This is a genomic window from Candidatus Comchoanobacter bicostacola, assembly GCF_024172705.1.
Taxonomy (GTDB): Bacteria; Pseudomonadota; Gammaproteobacteria; order Comchoanobacterales; family Comchoanobacteraceae; genus Comchoanobacter; species Comchoanobacter bicostacola.
This window is the reverse complement of the sequence record NZ_CP092900.1, coordinates 86,976-104,155: the sequence shown is the minus strand read 5'-3', so window position 1 is coordinate 104,155 and position 17,180 is coordinate 86,976. Positions and strand designations below refer to the sequence as shown.

Annotated in this window: 20 protein-coding genes; 5 read left to right on the top strand and 15 right to left on the bottom strand. The window is 37.4% G+C overall.

Going from position 1 to position 17,180, the window contains the following annotated elements:
- Positions 1-4 precede the first annotated feature (4 nt).
- Positions 5-724, bottom strand: coding sequence for a hypothetical protein (locus tag MMH89_RS00485; RefSeq protein ID WP_258568428.1), 720 nt, complete (start codon positions 722-724; stop codon positions 5-7).
- A 260-nt stretch (positions 725-984) separates the two neighbouring features.
- On the opposite strand from MMH89_RS00485, the gene eirA reads away from it, so the two are divergent.
- Positions 985-1,539, top strand: coding sequence for a T4SS-associated protein EirA (gene eirA, locus MMH89_RS00480; RefSeq protein ID WP_258568427.1), 555 nt, complete (start codon positions 985-987; stop codon positions 1,537-1,539).
- A 50-nt stretch (positions 1,540-1,589) separates the two neighbouring features.
- Here eirA and MMH89_RS00475 read toward each other — a convergent pair whose 3' ends face one another.
- From MMH89_RS00475 to MMH89_RS00435, 9 genes are all read right to left on the bottom strand, one after another.
- Positions 1,590-2,363: a hypothetical protein gene (locus tag MMH89_RS00475; RefSeq protein ID WP_258568426.1), complete on the bottom strand. Its 774-nt coding sequence runs from the start codon at positions 2,361-2,363 to the stop codon at positions 1,590-1,592.
- 251 nt (positions 2,364-2,614) lie between these two features.
- On the bottom strand, positions 2,615-3,415 hold the full coding sequence (locus MMH89_RS00470; protein ID WP_258568425.1) for a hypothetical protein: 801 nt from the start codon (positions 3,413-3,415) through the stop codon (positions 2,615-2,617).
- 58 nt (positions 3,416-3,473) lie between these two features.
- Positions 3,474-4,907: a hypothetical protein gene (locus MMH89_RS00465; protein WP_258568424.1), complete on the bottom strand. Its 1,434-nt coding sequence runs from the start codon at positions 4,905-4,907 to the stop codon at positions 3,474-3,476.
- Positions 4,908-5,073: 166 nt separating this feature from the next.
- Positions 5,074-6,468 carry a hypothetical protein gene (locus MMH89_RS00460; protein ID WP_258568423.1) on the bottom strand — a complete coding sequence of 465 codons (1,395 nt, stop codon included), beginning with the start codon at positions 6,466-6,468 and terminating at the stop codon, positions 5,074-5,076.
- Positions 6,469-6,641: 173 nt separating this feature from the next.
- The gene (locus tag MMH89_RS00455; RefSeq protein WP_258568422.1) at positions 6,642-7,406 is read right to left on the bottom strand and encodes a hypothetical protein; all 765 of its coding nucleotides are present in this window, start codon (positions 7,404-7,406) and stop codon (positions 6,642-6,644) included.
- A complete protein-coding gene (locus MMH89_RS00450) occupies positions 7,399-8,238 on the bottom strand; it encodes an ATP-grasp domain-containing protein (protein ID WP_258568421.1) in 840 nt (279 codons plus the stop codon). Before MMH89_RS00450 ends, MMH89_RS00455 begins: the two co-directional genes overlap by 8 nt.
- A 3-nt stretch (positions 8,239-8,241) precedes the next feature.
- Positions 8,242-8,388, bottom strand: a complete 147-nt coding sequence (locus tag MMH89_RS00445) for a hypothetical protein (protein WP_258568420.1) — start codon at positions 8,386-8,388, stop codon at positions 8,242-8,244.
- Positions 8,378-8,809 (bottom strand): hypothetical protein, encoded by a 432-nt coding sequence (locus tag MMH89_RS00440; RefSeq protein ID WP_258568419.1) that lies wholly within the window; start codon positions 8,807-8,809, stop codon positions 8,378-8,380. Before MMH89_RS00440 ends, MMH89_RS00445 begins: the two co-directional genes overlap by 11 nt.
- A 522-nt stretch (positions 8,810-9,331) precedes the next feature.
- Positions 9,332-9,607: an SCP2 sterol-binding domain-containing protein gene (locus MMH89_RS00435; RefSeq protein WP_258568418.1), complete on the bottom strand. Its 276-nt coding sequence runs from the start codon at positions 9,605-9,607 to the stop codon at positions 9,332-9,334.
- Between the two features lie 125 nt (positions 9,608-9,732).
- On the opposite strand from MMH89_RS00435, the gene greA reads away from it, so the two are divergent.
- Positions 9,733-10,209: a transcription elongation factor GreA gene (gene greA, locus MMH89_RS00430; protein WP_258568417.1), complete on the top strand. Its 477-nt coding sequence runs from the start codon at positions 9,733-9,735 to the stop codon at positions 10,207-10,209.
- Here greA and MMH89_RS00425 read toward each other — a convergent pair.
- From MMH89_RS00425 to MMH89_RS00415, 3 genes are all read right to left on the bottom strand, one after another.
- Positions 10,187-11,578 (bottom strand): exonuclease domain-containing protein, encoded by a 1,392-nt coding sequence (locus MMH89_RS00425; RefSeq protein WP_258568416.1) that lies wholly within the window; start codon positions 11,576-11,578, stop codon positions 10,187-10,189. The two genes, greA and MMH89_RS00425, sit on opposite strands and share 23 nt — an antisense overlap.
- Complete coding sequence (trpS, locus tag MMH89_RS00420; RefSeq protein WP_258568415.1) at positions 11,575-12,546, bottom strand: tryptophan--tRNA ligase; 972 nt, start codon at positions 12,544-12,546, stop codon at positions 11,575-11,577. The genes MMH89_RS00425 and trpS overlap by 4 nt, the downstream gene beginning before the upstream one ends.
- 104 nt (positions 12,547-12,650) lie before the next feature.
- Positions 12,651-13,202, bottom strand: a complete 552-nt coding sequence (locus tag MMH89_RS00415; protein ID WP_258568414.1) for a DUF4116 domain-containing protein — start codon at positions 13,200-13,202, stop codon at positions 12,651-12,653.
- Positions 13,203-13,522: 320 nt separating this feature from the next.
- Between MMH89_RS00415 and MMH89_RS00410 the strand changes: the two genes are divergently transcribed.
- From MMH89_RS00410 to rpmG, 3 genes are all read left to right on the top strand, one after another.
- Positions 13,523-14,392 carry a DMT family transporter gene (locus tag MMH89_RS00410; RefSeq protein WP_258568413.1) on the top strand — a complete coding sequence of 290 codons (870 nt, stop codon included), beginning with the start codon at positions 13,523-13,525 and terminating at the stop codon, positions 14,390-14,392.
- A 166-nt stretch (positions 14,393-14,558) separates the two neighbouring features.
- Positions 14,559-14,780 carry a 50S ribosomal protein L28 gene (gene rpmB / locus MMH89_RS00405; RefSeq protein ID WP_258568412.1) on the top strand — a complete coding sequence of 74 codons (222 nt, stop codon included), beginning with the start codon at positions 14,559-14,561 and terminating at the stop codon, positions 14,778-14,780.
- Positions 14,781-14,793: 13 nt separating this feature from the next.
- Complete coding sequence (gene rpmG / locus MMH89_RS00400; RefSeq protein ID WP_258568411.1) at positions 14,794-14,994, top strand: 50S ribosomal protein L33; 201 nt, start codon at positions 14,794-14,796, stop codon at positions 14,992-14,994.
- Here the strand turns inward: rpmG and MMH89_RS00395 are convergent.
- Both MMH89_RS00395 and MMH89_RS00390 read right to left on the bottom strand, forming a co-directional pair.
- Entirely contained in the window at positions 14,991-15,668 is a 678-nt protein-coding gene (locus tag MMH89_RS00395; RefSeq protein WP_258568410.1) for an RsmE family RNA methyltransferase, read from the bottom strand. The two genes, rpmG and MMH89_RS00395, sit on opposite strands and share 4 nt — an antisense overlap.
- An 18-nt stretch (positions 15,669-15,686) precedes the next feature.
- A complete protein-coding gene (locus tag MMH89_RS00390) occupies positions 15,687-17,006 on the bottom strand; it encodes a CPBP family intramembrane glutamic endopeptidase (RefSeq protein ID WP_258568409.1) in 1,320 nt (439 codons plus the stop codon).
- Positions 17,007-17,180 lie beyond the last annotated feature (174 nt).

Here is a 17,180-nt window from a genome sequence, read left to right as displayed (position 1 = left end):
TGATTTAGGTCATCTTAGCCTCTACTTTTGTATTACATACATTGTTTCCCTTAAATTCTTGAGCCATATCATCTAATTGCCCTCTGGTAATATTTTTACTTTTAACATATCGATTAACCCAGGCTTCGTTCAAAGCACGCACTGTCTTTGCAGTGAAGAGTGATTTAATAAAATGACATACTTTAATAAAAAACGACATTTGTTTGAAGATTATTTTATAAAAAATCGTTCCTTGTTTAATCACACCTAATGGTTTTGTCCTCATAGATTTCTTACGCAGCTGCTCTTTTTTTACTTGTTTAGCTTTCTCCAACTTAGCTTTCTCAGAAGGATTGTTTGTATTCTTTCCTTGCACAATAGTTACACCGTGACGATCGTGGATATCATTATTCAATGCGATCATGAAATCCTTATTGCCATATATTTTAACCATATCTTGTTCTGTGATTCTGCTCATTACTAAATCAGTTTTAATACCTACAATCATACATTCTAGAGTGTTCTCAGAAATCATATGATCCTTTCTACTACCTAGCATCAAATCAAATTCTGAAAAAACATCACTACCTGTCGATGAAACTTTACTACTTTTAGACTGTTCATATTGGTATCTCAGCACAACAAATAAATTTAGGGCAGAGAGTGCCAAGCCTTTATCCTTTAAGCCCATCAACGCATCTTCTGAAGAAAAAAAACTAATTTCATTTTTTAAGGCATCTAACATTATTTTTCTCATATTAATTATTTGTTCTAAATATAACTAATTAAAGATAAATGTCAATTACCTGAGCAACTTATGTCAAAAAAACTATATATAAATCTGTAGATATTAAGAACTATAGCATTAATAAATTCTTAAGCTAATAATAACTAACATAGCTGTAATTACGCACTTACAAGTTATAGGTAAATTTTATTTTCATAAATTAAACTACCCATTTAAAAAAATATTGCCTATAATTTATTTCATAGAAGGAGCGCCCTATGTTTTTCAACCAAATGCTTAAAATTTCCATGGTATTGCTAGTTAGCACCACCCACGCTTGGAATTTCTTTTCTTCAGATACGCCCAAGCCCAGAGCTAGAGCGCCTGAAAAAATTGAACCCTTTAGTGGCCCTACGCCAGAGTGCTTATCAAAGTATGAGCAGTATAATCAAAACCGATACACTTGCCCTAAGCCTACTGAGCTAAAGAAAGTAGGACTGAGGTGGGAGTCTGGAAAGACATGGAAAAGCTTCCAAAATTCATTTACAGATACGATCAGTCGATTCTTAGGTGCACAATGGAAAGGGGTTGGGGTTGGTAATGTAATTTGTGTTTATGAGAGTGATAATCCTAGTGATTTCCCCATAGAACTGGTTGGTCAAAAGCTGGTCCAGCGCCCTGATTACCCAAAATGGGAAAACAATCCAAGATCTAGCTTGATTAATTGTTTGACCAGTACTAATAATACCTGTGACTGCCAGTTTAGCTACTATGAGGAAGAAGAACCCGAAGATATAGATACCATCATTGAGAATCTAAAAAAGACCCGATAAAAAAGAGCCAGCAAAGTTGCTGACTCTTTAGTTATCATAAACGACTAGGCTCATGGACCCTTTGGACTTTCCTTTTCTTCTAGACTTTCCTTTACTTCTGCTCCTATTGAAGAGGCACCCTTTCCGCTATCCTTCAGCTGATCTTTCAGCGCATCCTTGGTTAGTTGATTGGCATGAACATATCCATTAACCCAATGCTCTTCTAAATCCTTCATTGTCTCTTTTGTAAACAGTGATTTAATAAAATGGATTACTTTAGTAAGGAACGGCATTCTTTTAGATATCATTTCATAAAAATCAGTACCTCTATCAGGGATAATGACTTTACTTCCCTCTCTTATTGCTTGTTGCTCCTTCTCAGAAGCCTCCCTCAATAATTTGCTATCAGCCTTCTCCTCTGCAGCAGCTTTCTCAGATGGATTTTCTACCTTCACTCCTCGGTCAATAGTTATTCTTGACTTATCATAAAGGTCATTATTCAGTTCCTTCATAAAATCTTCACTATCATAAATCTTACCAATAGTCGCTTCATCTATACGCTTCAGGCTCAAACCAGTCTTGATACTTTCGATCAACATCTCTAAGGTCGATTCTAAGATTTTGTGATCGCTTCTATTACCAAGCCCGGTCTCACTCTCTGCAATAGCATCAGCAAATTCCGATGAATCTACATAACTCTTATCCTTTTGATACCGATATCTGAGCACTACAAATAAATTTGGGCACCCTAATGCAAGCCTTCCGTCTTTTAAATGGACTACATGGTCTTTAGTCTCCAATTCTGCTTCTATTTTTAGCTTTTGTAAAATTTCTTCATTTGTCATAATAAATTACCTTTTTCTAACTTGCTTTATTTGTAATGCAACAATAACAATTGTCAGATTTTTTTATCTTTTAAAAAATACCCCAAAAAAGAGACAAAAATCAATTAAATAAGTGGATTATAGAAACTCTGAAGCAGTCTATGCTCTCATATTATACTGAAATATACTTGTATTATTGAGACGCAGAATCGCTAGATATGAGATCAAAATTAGCTATTCAAAATGAAAAATAAGCCCAACATTGACTGTCATTAATTAGACTTGCCAGGGTTTTTAATTGTACTGGGATACTCGGTGGCTTTCAGATTACTGGGAACAGAAGCACTTGGATACCTTGTAACAAACGCGCCACTTTTCATATAACGTTTACATTTAGACCGCGCCCATTCTGTTTCTAGCTTCTTCAAGGACATACTTGAGAAAAGTGATTTAATACCGAACACTATTTTATGGTAAAGTACTACATACCAAGGTCTTTGAGTAAGTAGATCTTTAAAAACGTTTTTAGGATCACGCCCAGCCGGACATGAATACCCTGTTTCTAACAGATGCTCCTGGTAAGTTCCAAAATGATACAATCCATCTTTCAACCTTACTATATAGGGCTTATTCAGTTCAATTGCTTCTTTTTGATACATCTCAATAAATAGATGATCCCCCCATATTTTGTTTTGATAAACATCAGTAACATAAGGCGCAAAGATCGGATATTTCTCATAGATATAAGTTAAAGCTTTATCAACGTCACGCTTTGCTAAATACTGACCAGGTATAGAACTTAATCCCAGTAAAATGCTTTCTATATACTGATCGTCACTGCCTATTGCTATATCATCTTTGCTAAACACTTCATATGTTTTCTGCTCAACATCAAAATAGTACCGGATTAATAACATCAGATAAGGGCTTTTATTCCTATTGTCAGAATATACCCTACCCTTTAAAGCTTGAAGTAGGTCGTCACCATGCAATTTTTCACGACCCTTTCCATTTAAATCGCAAAACTCTCTGTATAGTGAGACTTTCATTTTATATCTACCAATTTCTTTCATTTTATACCTTTCAAATTTATGTTTAGCTGGTTATATCAAAAAAATTCTATTTGTCAGATTACCGTTTTACGCCCGGCTTAGGAGTACCTGAGTAATCAGAATCCTTCCCCTCTACCTTATAAGACGCAGCAACTGCTGAGCCCGAACCTAAACTACCTGATTTTTTATGCTTACTTAACCATGCTCTCGTTTGTGAACTCATAGACCCACCACCGAATAAGCTCTTAATGAAAAACTTAATTGCATGCCATAATCGCAAAAGCCATGAACGATCATCTACTATTTTTGAGTCTGGCTTACTTGTAGCTCCATAATCAATGTGATTATCCCTTAATTCACCCACTACACCTGCCGCTCTCTGTTGTTTATATAGCTCATTTGCATGACCGCACTCGGTATCTAATACTGGATATCTAAAACCTTTAGCGTCTAGTGTATCAGCAAAATAATCTGCTAAAATAGCCCCCTGAGGTGCAATATAACTAGGGTCTAACCCAGGTACTACAGGCATTGATTTTTGGTAAAATGGGTATTGTGACCCTAAAGATTCACCGCGTACAAGCTTCTCAAAATGTTTTTTAAAAATTCCAGCGCTACCGTCTGTCCTTATAGTCCATGGGAAAAACACCTCTGTACCAAGATCCGTTAAGGATTTAGAATAATGGTTGAGTACTACTGCATACTGCTGTGCGTACCATGCGCTGTTCCCTTGAAATGCGCCACAACCTAAAATAGGCATCACTAGCTTATTCCGGACGCCTTTACCACACTTACGTATATGTGCCTCAATTACTGATGCTAGCTGATATCTAACCATCTGCGTCATCTCTGCTAAATGAGTAGCACTATGTTTACTCGCTAGATTTGCTCTATTAATCCTACCACGAGAATTGTTCTCCCTAAAATCAGGCGCATGAATATAAACTACCTGTAAGTTAGGCCTATCAGCAAACACCTTGCCTCCTCTTCCTTGAGCCCAAACCATTGGACCAAGAAAAGATGCAGGGGCATTAACAAACGGTGAATGATGTTGGTGAATATATTCGCCTCTACCATAGAAATAACCACCTATGTACACTCTGTTGTCTGGGGTGAATGCAGGTAGTCCTCGCTTCATGAAGCTCCGTACAGACCCATGGAATGGAAGATAAGCTAGTTCTAACTTATTGTATAACTCTTCTTCTTGAGTCCCACCCTTTGGATCCAGATGAGCCCTAGCCCCTCCAGGGTGGTAAGCATTCATACAGTTAATCACTGTCATCACACATTTATCATCTAAATATTCTGTAACAGGCGCCTTTTCTCTACCAAAAGAAAATTTTATAGAGTCTAATCCATTAGCATCCTTATGGTAATTCGTTTCCAATAATGTTCGACGTTTAGCATCGGCTAAGAAACCAAGATGGTGAACCGTGTCTTGTGCTCCACTTACTTCAAAGACATTAAATAACCCTTCTTCTATCTTTGTACAATCTTGTATTTCTTTTATCATAACCTTCCTCTAAACTAATATTGTTTACTTGAAAATAACTTACTACATAATAAAAATAAGACACTTTCAACCCCTATCTTATCTATTAGATTATAACATAAATTATATTTGTCAGATTTTTTATATTTATTTTCAACAATACTTTCTCTTTCACTCTGATTTTGGCTCACTTGATGGCAAGCTTATGACCTTTTGAGGTGGATGATGTACTGTGTGAAACAGCAACTGGCTTAGCCTGACGCTTACTTAAAGATCCTGACGGTCTAGGCTGATGTTCTTTCAACCACTGCTGTGTTTGCTCTTTTACTGATCCACCGCCAAACAAACGCTTAATTCCAAATACAATTGCATGCCATACTCTCAGAAGCCATGAACGATTATCCCTGGGTGAAGAATCTACCGCTATAGGATTTGCTGCTTTTTTTATTGGCGTTACGACCTTGGCCTTCATTTTGTCAAGCGCTTCTGCATGACCGCAATTAGGGTCTATATATGGATACTTCAAATCTGGCCTATCTGTAAGCAACTTTGTAAAATGATCCACTAAAGCTCTCCTACTATCATCTGACACACTATGAGTATCCACCGCTCCTTTCTCTACTGATGCCCTATATGGAAGGTAGTAATTATCTATTTTAGTAGCGTCTTTTACTATCGCTTCAAAATGAGTTTTAAAACTGGTGCCTTGCGCCCATGGAAAAAATACCTCTGTCTTTAAATCATTAAGAGGTTTCTCATAACTCTTGAGCACTAAGTAATACTGTTGTGCATACCACTTCTCATTTCCTAGGAATGCGCCACAACCTAAGATAGGAAGCACAAGCTTATTTCTAACAGCAGCCTCCTTACACTTATCTAACTTAACTAAATGTGCTTCAATCACTGCGGCCAACTGATATCTTACCATCTGCGTCATTTGCTGCACCTTAGTATGATCGTTTGTCGCATCTTTGTTAGCGTTACCAGCTGTATGATCTCGGAAATCTGGCGCATGTATGGCTATTATTTGCAAGCTTGGCTTACCCTCTTGCTCCCAAAGCATTGGGCCAATGAGTGATGCTGGAGCCGCCAAAAAAGGAGTAATGCCTTTAGCATCCAGAACATTTTTCCCATGAAAAAATCCGCCCTGAAACTTACCCTCAGGCATATCAAGTTTAACGCCACGCCTTGCAAAACTTTTAAGGGAACCTTCAAAAGGCTGTTGTGCATAAGTAGGCAAATACGCCAATAAAGCCTCTTCCTGCGTACCCTCCAATCTAAGCGATGCTGCATTACCACCAAAATTATATGCATTCATGCAGTTAAGTACCGTAGTTAAGCAATCTTTGAGCACGCTTTCACTCAAATACTCACCAACTGATGCACCTTTTTCCCCAAAGCTATAGGTTAACTTCAGACCTGTACCACCGAATATCCCAAAATATTTTTTAATAAGAGAGGCTCTATCCTTTAAAAAACTTAAATGGTGAACCGACTTCTGAGCTCCATGAATTTTAAACGTGTCAAAATGTTCGAGGATTTCTATTTTCTCAGCTTTTTGTATTTCTTTGGTTGTTGGCATAATTTTTCTCTATTGCCTTAATATACTATATTATATTATAATAAATAATTAAAAAAAATCCGAGAAGAATTATAACAACTACAACGCCCTACTCACTTTAACACTCGTTAATGTATATAGTCCGCATGATTACATCACTTTAGGTCGATACTTTCGTGGTATATAACATCGTCTCACACAACATCCTCCATAATGGTTTTTGCAAAATGATTGAGCTCATGATATCGATATTTTGACTCACTGAGTACAGGGCTCAAACCATAAAATGTATATAGCCCAGAATTATACTTAAAATAAAACTCACCAAAATAAACAGATAATGATAAAACTAAGCTTGTTAACTGACGCACCAATTTATCAGGCAACTCCATTGTTAAGCGCAACCCATAATCTGGATGATATGAAAAAGGAACATAGTACCATACACCATTCATTTGCTCTAAATATAAAACCTTACCCCAACGTGTATGTGGCTGGAACCATAATTTATTATACCCTTGTGCAAGGTAATTAGGTTGTTCAAACAACGAATACCTAGGAACCTGCAGCCCTGCTTTCTTTGCTAACATAAGTAAGTTAGGTGTCTGATAAGTAGAGACACTCATTTGTGCCGGAGTAATTGGATTTATGGTTTGACAGCTAGCTTGGACACTCAACAAATAGGATTGCCATGCACATTCAACATAATCCTGGTCTGCAATGGCATAATGCGCTAAACCTATACCTAATGAAAAAAATACTTCTTGATATAAAAACATATCTGAAATATTGAACTCTTTACCCCTGTATGCCCAGAGATGTCCAGTATGCAAACAATACCTTATTTTGACTTCATTAATCAGATCAGTTACTGAAATTGCCACTATCTTTTTAGGATGATGAACTTGCAAAATACGAGAAAAGAGCGTGTCTCTATGTAATATAATTCCGTTAATCATTGATACCCAGTAAATCAAACAGTGCTATGGTTATCCCATTATCATTCATGCCAGACTCAAAATAGGCATACCCAGGAGATGGGTTAATCTCTAGAAAAAAGTAATCTTGGCCGCTGACGATAAAATCAATCCCTGAAAAATATAAATTAAAAGCCGAATTCAACATAATACATTGGTCAGAAACCCACTTTGGTAACCAAATAGATTGAAACTGTGTGGCCTGATCATAACGATAATCCACGCTTTTAGAATTTAGTTGTGTGGCAAATATTTGCTGCCCTACGACATGTACTCGAACATTAAATCGGCCACAGTCTTTTTGAAACAAAACCGGTTCATGAACCTGCTTGCGATAATTTCTGTCCGTATGATCCACAATAGACCGATGTGAGCTAATTGATTTATAGATTTCTTTATGCAGTGTTGGCACATAATATTGCTCATTAGCTAACACATAGCTATCTGGAATCGTAAAGCCAATCTTCTTTGCCACCATTAATTGCCATGTCTTAGAAAAATTACACAGCGTATCACGTGGACGGTTAATCACGTTTGGGTAAAAAGAATCTAATAACCATGACAAGAAATAATATTGATGATGGTTAACACCTTCAGAGGGTGCATCTAACAATCTATTATAGACTGACTTAACCTGGTTATGGGGGATTTCTCCCCCACTCAAAAACACCCAGCCATTTTGTTTAATTTGGATACTTACCCCAATTTCATTCACATCAATGAAAACAACAGAGCGGTGCTTTTTAGCATCAATACAACTAAAAAAATGTCGAATCACCACGTCGGATTGATTACCAATAACCAGCGTATACATTAGTTACTCCCAAACCCCTCCATGCGGTACAGCACTAATATCATCCTTCCCTTCCTTCCCATCTTTACCATCCTTAGCAATTGGCTTTCTAAAGTCTCCTGGTCCAATCACAATTGGGTTTAATATTTGAATCTCTTGCTCACTGATCATGTTTAACTCCATTTTTAATCCCTTGCTTAACATTACTTTCTGGATCCATAATGACTGACCCCTCTTGTAAGCTATGAAAGATAATTTGACCATTTACTGTGGAATGTTTGAGCTCTATTTTAGGCGGGCCAAAATAATGCGTCACATGCACATCACCAGAAACCTCAGAATGATCTAATACTGATCCTGACCCATTGATTTTGATGTCATCTTCAAAGTGTGTGTTCTCTGAAAGCAATACTCCTTTAATTTCCGCTATCTGATTAAGTTGACTATTTTTAAACTTAGCTTTGCCATACACTTGAATCGGTTTTTCAATGGTTGTTTGATTTAAATCTACCAAGCCAAACATTGTTTGTGCCCCGACACTGACAGGAAACCCTACAGATAAGAGTGGCAAGACTGAGAAAAGTTTTCGCATAAGCGCTCCTTATTTAACTGGAACAACCTTAGCAACTCATCCTCTAAATACCAATACGGGGTTTTTAGTTACACATTGGGTAATCTACGACATCAATGACAACCCAAAGAAAAATAGAGCAAACAAAACAAATTAACTTTTGCTGTTGAACTGTTCTCTACGAAAGGAAGGAATAAGTTCTTTACAGCATTATAAGTAACCAAAAGAATTAAGGTGACCATTGGTATAAATGCTAAAAGTAGAAACTCAGATTCTCCATCAATCCTGAACAATAAGGACATACCTATTATAAAAAAAAAATTGATACTCTATTCATTATTTTCCCACAAAGTTACTATTTAATAACAAATTGGCCAACGGCCGCGCTTTTGCAAGCGCCCCAATCCAAGTGGGCCCATTATTGCATTAAATAGCAATAGCATAGAGTCTCAAGATAGCAGCTAAAAAGGTATCGTTAAATTACAATTAGTGTACTGATATAAAGATTCAACTCATCCAAAGTAGGTTGCTACAGCAGCTTGACTACCCCATAATATTTTTGAGTTTCAGAGCTATATCCATATCACCTTCTACCGCAATACGTCCTGTGACAAATAATGAGACCACGCTTTCATCACCCGTTAAGGCTCCCTGCAAATCTGATTCGGATAACCTTAAGGTTACAACCGGATTATCATTTTCCCCTTCATGAACACTACCTTTTTCATCAATTAAAATAGCTTTGTCTTCCAACTGAATCAGTACACGAGCACCAATTTGATCTAATGGTAGTCTTTTTAATAGTTCTACTGTATTCATTATCTTCTCTTTTTAAATTTGTTAGTTTATAGCACATATCCAGAAAAAGTCATAATAAATTACTTTTTATTGAAATCAGTTCATTTGGCAATTATAATCAACATTTTTACTAAAGGATCATACAGATGAACCGTGTACCGTTAACACTAAAAGGTGAAATAAGAATACGAGAGCAGCTGACGCATTTAAAGTCGCATGAACGACAAAAAATCAGGCAAGCACTGGAAGAAGCTCGAGCACATGGGGACTTAAAAGAAAATGCAGAGTATCATGCTGCAAAAGAGGCTCAAGGTATCATGGAGGCAAAGATTAGTTACTTAGAACAGCAACTACAGGCTTCAACAGTCATTGATGTAGCCCATTTACCCAATCATGGAAAAGTTGTATTTGGCGCTACTGTTGTACTCGAGAATATTGAAACTGATGAATTGGTGACCTATCAAATTGTAGGAGAAGTAGAGTCAGACATTGATCAAGGACTCATCTCATTTACCTCCCCTATTGCTAGAGCGTGTATTGGCAATCAGGCAGCAGACATCATCAGTGTAGAAACCCCTAAAGGAATCATAGAGTACGAAATCAAGTCGATTGATCTGGTGTAGTCAAAGAAGTCTCTAGCTTTTTAAAATGAGCCATCATTTTTAGCGCTTCAGGACTGTCATCATTAGATAGTGACTGATAAATTTCACTCAGAGTCGCTCTATCCTTACCTCGGTGATCGACACCATGATAGACATAATCATTCATAGTGCTCCTTGCATCAAACAACCGCTCTGCAGGTATTTGCTCAGGAAAATGACGCCACATGAATCGCAGAGCACGTTTATAAACAAACTCGTTTTTAATATCACTGAGTAAACTCACTCGCCCATTTTGCCCACTTGATAGAAACTTTTGGCACCAACTTTGCTCTTCTACCGATAAAAATCCTTCTGAATACAAGCTGGCATCCACATCAACTTGATCAGGGAAATGGGTTGCCAAATGTCTAAAATGATTAGACAAGTCATCAAAATGGCTACATGCCCCCAGCTTCGTGACATTATCTGCCACCAGTTTTGCGAGAGACTCAGGCTTTCGTTTTAAATATTTAGCTTTATAAGGCAATATAAAACCAGGCTCTCCATGTTTCTTACGTACCACAAGGTGATCAATAGCCGAAGTATCCTTAAGATCTAAGGGTTGATCCAATCGTAAAAATACACTCTGATTTTTCATTTGATGGTGGGGTCCAAGATAATATACTGGCACGTGATAATCATTAGCAGAACCCAGCCTGAGGTCTACAAGCACACCAACATTTTGGGGCCCATCTTCTTGGTGAGATAAATCGCTAATCCGTTGGTAATCTATATGTTTATCAAAGTACCCCAATAGGTAATCCCACATTGGCTTATTTAACCGCAATTGCTTTGCCAAAGCAACCGTAACCTGGACATCATGCAAAGCTTCATGTGCATTCCCTTCTAACCATTTATTTTCATGGTTCAAATCTTCTAATTTAAAGCTTGTTCGCCCATCTGGATGTTTAGGCCATTTCAAGCTATCGGGTGAATATAAATAATAAAAAACAACCAACGGAAGTACATCAAACCGCCCACAGTTATTCTGGTATTGATGGGTGTATACCGGCAATAAGTTTCTAAAAAACGCAAACCTTAGCATTCCATCATCAAAACCAAGGGTATTATAACCCCCGCTTAAGGTTGCTCCTTGATTCACTTGGTTATGTATTGTTTGAATCGCAGCACACTCAGACACACCTTCTTTATGATGGTCAATACTAATCCCATGAACATGATAAGCGTCTAAACTTGGAAAAGCATCTCTACGCCACTGTACCTTAATATCCGTTTGTTCAATGAGTTCAAGTGTATTTAAATCAACGCGTATGGAAGCATAAGATAAAATTTGATCTAGTGATGTTAACCCATTTGTTTCTAAATCATAAAATAAAAGCGTCTTACTCATAACAAACCTTGTGCTTCATATACTTTGTTTAACGTTTTTTGTGCTCTTATCTTTGCTTGCTCTGCACCTTTAGACAGGACATCCAATAAAAGCTGCTCATCATGTCTAAACTGACTAAAGCGATCCATAATCTCACCCACGCGTACAATTAAATCTTGGGCCAATGCTTTTTTAAAGCCACCATAGCCCTGCCCTGAAAACTCAGCTACTACCTCCATAGGTGTGCTATCATTTAGGACGGAATACATTTCAATCAAACTGGCTAATCCTGGTTGACTCTCAACATCATAAGCAAAGTTATTCAACGAATCCGTAACAGCCCGCATGATCTTTTTCTCAATTAATTTAGGCGTATCAGATAATGCGATATAACTGTTTACATCTTGATCTGACTTAGACATTTTCTTCAACGGATTAGTCAATGATTTAATTCGAGCACCATATGAGGCAATCACCGGTTCTGGCACATTAAATGCCTGCCCAAACTTATCATTAAAGCGAATCGCTAAGTCTCTTGCCAGCTCCAAATGCTGCTTTTGATCTGCTCCCACAGGGACTTTATCTGCTTGATAGGCTAAAATATCAGCTGCCATTAAGACTGGATATACATGCAATCCGACCCCTATTCTTTCTCGTTTAGCATGCTGAGTCTTATCCTTAAACTGTGTCATCCGATTTAATTCACCAATACTAGTTAAGCAACTTAAAATCCAAGCTAACTCTGCATGCTGAGGCACATGTGACTGAGTAAAAATGATACTTTTATCCGGGTCAATTCCGCACGCCAAATAAAATGCAACCAGGTCAAGTGTTCGCTTCTTAAGCACCTCTGGTGACTGAGGCACCGTAATTGCATGCAAATCAGCAATTGCAAATAGACCGGAATCTCCTTGCTCTTGTAGCTTTAACCAATGAATAATCGCTCCCAAATAATGACCAATGCCTAAGTCACCTGATGGCTGAATCATACTAAACACTACTGACACTTCTGGCTCCTAATAATCTATCAGTAATCTAGCATATTAATCGTTGATACAAAACACTTCAAACCTAAGTGCTTAGCGCAATCAATTTATCTAAAGCAAGCACCCTGACTACATAAGGCATAAACAACCGGGGTAAAACAGGCTCCCATAGCTTTAGAAGCGCTCCAGCAACAATTACTCACTATGTAAAGGCAATCAACCCCTTTAGGCCTTACCTCTGACCATACAGCGCCCTGAATAGAGAAGTCAACATCTTCAATCATTCGAGAATTAATTTTAACTGCAGCCACTGCTATTTCCTGACAAGCCTTTAAACGATCCGATGCATAATGAAAGGACCAAGCATTATTATTCTTTATAGATTCCCATACAATTTCATAATGATCATTCCAATAACACTTCATATCAGAATGATTCTCACTAACTCTCTGTAAAACACAATCCATAAATTTAGCTAGCGCAAGCTGCTGAATGTACAACATGGGTTGCCCTAACAAGAGAGCATACTCACTATCTGCTGCCCGCTTATCTTTTTCAAACTGCTGCTTAATATTTAAAAAAACATTAAAATACATGCCAGAAGCATCTCTGAAGTATCGACAGGTCTCACGTATTGAGCACAGGTCATTGATCCCCATGCGGCTAAAAATAAAGTATGAAAGTATTTCAACAGGAAATTCTGTTATTTTGATATCTTTGATAATGATTGTTCACCCATTCAATTAATCTAACTGAAGTTACTATATGTCTATACCTAATGTCTACGCCCAGATAAATATTAATCAAACGCTTAGTATCAACTCACTTGTTTTAACCAGCTACCTCAAGATGAGTAGATGCCACAAACAGATAAACAAAAAACAACCCCCACTTTTCATACTCTTAAAAGAAATATCCATTAAAAAGTTTGCAAATTACAACTATTTGTGGGATAATTAACATAATATGAAAATTTAATATGTTTATACCACAATTAGCCAACACCTATGGTGCAACAAGCATTTTATTGTGGTCTATGACTGCAATACTCGCTGTCTCATTAAATCGCATCCCTGCATTTGAAGCTTTAGCTATTATTAGCACCTTTGGTTTTATTACCTGCTTTTTGATGAATAGCTATCAAAATAATTGGAAAAAAATATGGGATCATTCTAAGTTTATCATCATTGCAACCGTCATCGGAATAATAGGGAATGACTGCTTCTACCTACTCTCTTTCCGTTATGCCCCACCCCTTCATGTTGACCTTATTTGTTTTCTATGGCCTATTGCATTCTTAATCACCCAGTGGTTTGCAAATAAAAAAATCAATTACCAAGAGCTTGCCGCTGTGCTGATTGCCTTCTTAGGAATAGCAATAATGCTATTATATGATAATAAAACTAATTATAGCCCAACCTATTTAATTGGCTATAGCATGTCTTTTTTATCAGTTGCCTTTTGGATCGGTTATTTATACCAATCGAAAAAATATGGTAAAGCCATTCATGAGCTATTTGCAGTAATTACTTTCTGCGCAACACTCTGCTTCTTTATCACCCATTGTCTATTTGAAGATTTTGTTACACCAACACTATCTGAGACTGTATTTATGTTTATTATTGGCAGTGGCGGCCATTGTCTAGCTTATATTATGTGGGACTATGCTGTAAAGTTTGGTAATACCGGATTTATTTCTATACTTACCTATGCAGCCCCCATCTTATCTACACTGGGTCTTATCTACTTTGGACACGCCCAAGCATCTACTGGATTTTATATCGCTATTACCTGCCTCATTGGCGCCATCAAAGTTATTCAACGCCCAAGAACAAGCATAGCAGGCTAATGCACAGGCCAGAATTCCACACAAATTTAATTTACCTTTAACTATCCCCCCTCAAAAAAAGCAACAAGCAACTCATTTATCAATAAAAAATCACTTTTTACTAGCATCAGGGTTAAAAATAGTATATGATCTATCGTATTTAAGATCTCAACAGCGAGGTATAATAATGAGCATATGTATTGTGACAAAGAAAGTCAGTCAAGTCGGGAACAACCGATCACACGCGAGAAATGCGACAAAGCGCACCTTCAACGTCAATATACAAAAGAAAACGTACATCCTTCCAAATGGCAAGCGTGTACGTGTAAACATATCCACGCAGGGTATTAAAACAATTGACAAAAAAGGTGTTGAGCATTTAGCTGAGCTTCTAGAGCCTAACTCTTAAACCGGAAATATCTATGGCCAGAAAAAAACCATCCAAAAAAGGAAGACAAGCTATCTTATTGATTCATAAGCATGAAGACGGAGTAGTAGAGAAAAGCTATGCTACGGAAGTTAACACGCAGAAGCAAAAAATGGAAGGCACTGGAAAACTCAAGCTTAGAAAGTTTTCTAAGAGAGCTAGAAAGCACGTTTTGTTTACTCAAGATAAAGTTTAACAGCCAATATTGAAAGCAAGAACAGCAGCTATAGCTGCTGTATCTGTTCTTAGCGTCCCTTCACACAGCTTAAATTGCTGTCCAAAGTTACTCAGCTCAAAGTCACTAAAGCCTCCTTCTGGGCCTACAATGACATCACAAGGAGCTAATAGTTGACCGACTCTTTTCTCAGCATGCTGTGTAAACACATAGCGCACCACATCTTCCTTTAGATAATCATCTACTGTCTGAAACAACAGTTTAGGGATATGAACCTGCTGGGACTGTTCACAAGCAGCAATCATAATTTTTTCCCAACGTACCTTCTTTTTTTCCCAAACTGACTGATTAATCGCAACCGGTGTATGCTCCATGGGTAATAGCACAATCGCACTCACCCCTAACTCTGTCGCCTTTTGAATAATAAACTCAAGTGTAGAAAACTTAGGAACCCCCAGTACAAGCCTCAATCCATGAAGTGGCTTTTTAAAAATATATGATGATGGATCAACATTCAGTTTTGTTTGCTTTCTATCATGGTAGGCTATCTGAGCTGCACATTGATTTCCTAGCCCATCAAACAATACTAAGGGATCATTTAATCGCAAACGGAGTGCCCGTACATGCTGATGAGCCTCAGGAGGCAGAACAAGCTCTTCCCGAGCTTGAATCGACTGTATCCATAAATAGTTCATACATAAAACAAAGATATATTAGGCAGGATACTCTAAAGCAAACTGTCTAGCAACAGGGGCACCATTTTCATTAGAGTTTAAATCACCCTTCGGCTCAATTGCGAGCAGACCACTGCCTTTTTCAACCGTGTCTGATGACACACTATCTGAGCGCTTCATTGATGAATCATCTTTATCCTTAGGCTTCCAAATCCATTTTACGATCAAGACCAGTAATTCAGATAAAACAAGTCTTAGTGCAATAATTGGGATATATAGCTTAGATAAGAAAGCACGAACACTTACTCTTGCTGCTGATGATACTGCTCTAAAAGTAAATACCGAGTAATTATGTAGTGAGTGGAATACAGATGCAATCTCAATACCCCCAGACCGTAATGTTACAAAAGAGAATAAAATACCCATCAAGCTATGATAAACAAGTGCACCAATTCCAATACTAGCAGCACCTAGAACAGAAGCATGAGCAAAGCCAAAGATAAAGCCCATAAACAAGCCTAGCATCAAGGTATGAACAACCTTAGCAAAAGTTGTCTTTTTACCTTTACGGTTCGTGAACCCCATTTTTTCAAGCAACGCCATTAAACCAGACCTGTAAATAATTTCTTCTACCAAGGGTTGGATAGCATACATGACTGCATTCAATACCATAGCAATTACTGCAGGCAACCCTAATGCTGCAAATGAGGCAAACGCTGCATAGTTAGAAGCATAATATATAGCAGGAGATGTCAGCACGAAAATCAAAATAGCGCCAAAAGTTAGCATGAGCGCACGGCCAACACCTTTCTTATTTTGAAATATAGCATGTAGCTTATATCCACACCTGTTGGCCAAAGCAAAAAGGTATAATAAACTCAACGTCCAGAATACAATTTGAGAGACCAGTGACAAAGCCGCGCCATAAACGACGATATATGGTGTTAACTGGAATAATACAGTTACTAATAAATAATATGCAGCAAACATGACCATTGGATCCTTATAGAAAGGAACCTTATCTCCCTTCTCTTTATCCCTTGCATAAATATGCTGTGATGCAAATAGGGTTACTACATAAATAATACCGTCCCAACTACATGCCGCCATAAATGATAATGAAAGCCAGAAAGAATCTGCAAAATCACGCCATGATACTTTTTCACCCTTCATCCATGCATTAGTGACCTTAACCAACGTCAGCAAAGTAAACATAACAGCAAAGACTTCTACGTAAAATATAAAAGCTGTTGTTGATGCTGCTGCAAACAAACCAAAGCCGCTTGTAAACAATAACGCACCTAGCGCACCAAAGAATTTAAACCAGTTTGAATTTATATTGACGGACTTCATATTCATAATTATTTATATTTTTTATCTTAAACATATAATAGCATAAACAATGTAAAAGTCAATAGCGGGAAAACTTACAAGAGATTGATTTTTATCACATATTATCATTTTTTCGAAACCAGCATATTCTAGCATTGTGAGAAAATAAATTCATCCCCATAATTGAATACAGAAACAAAG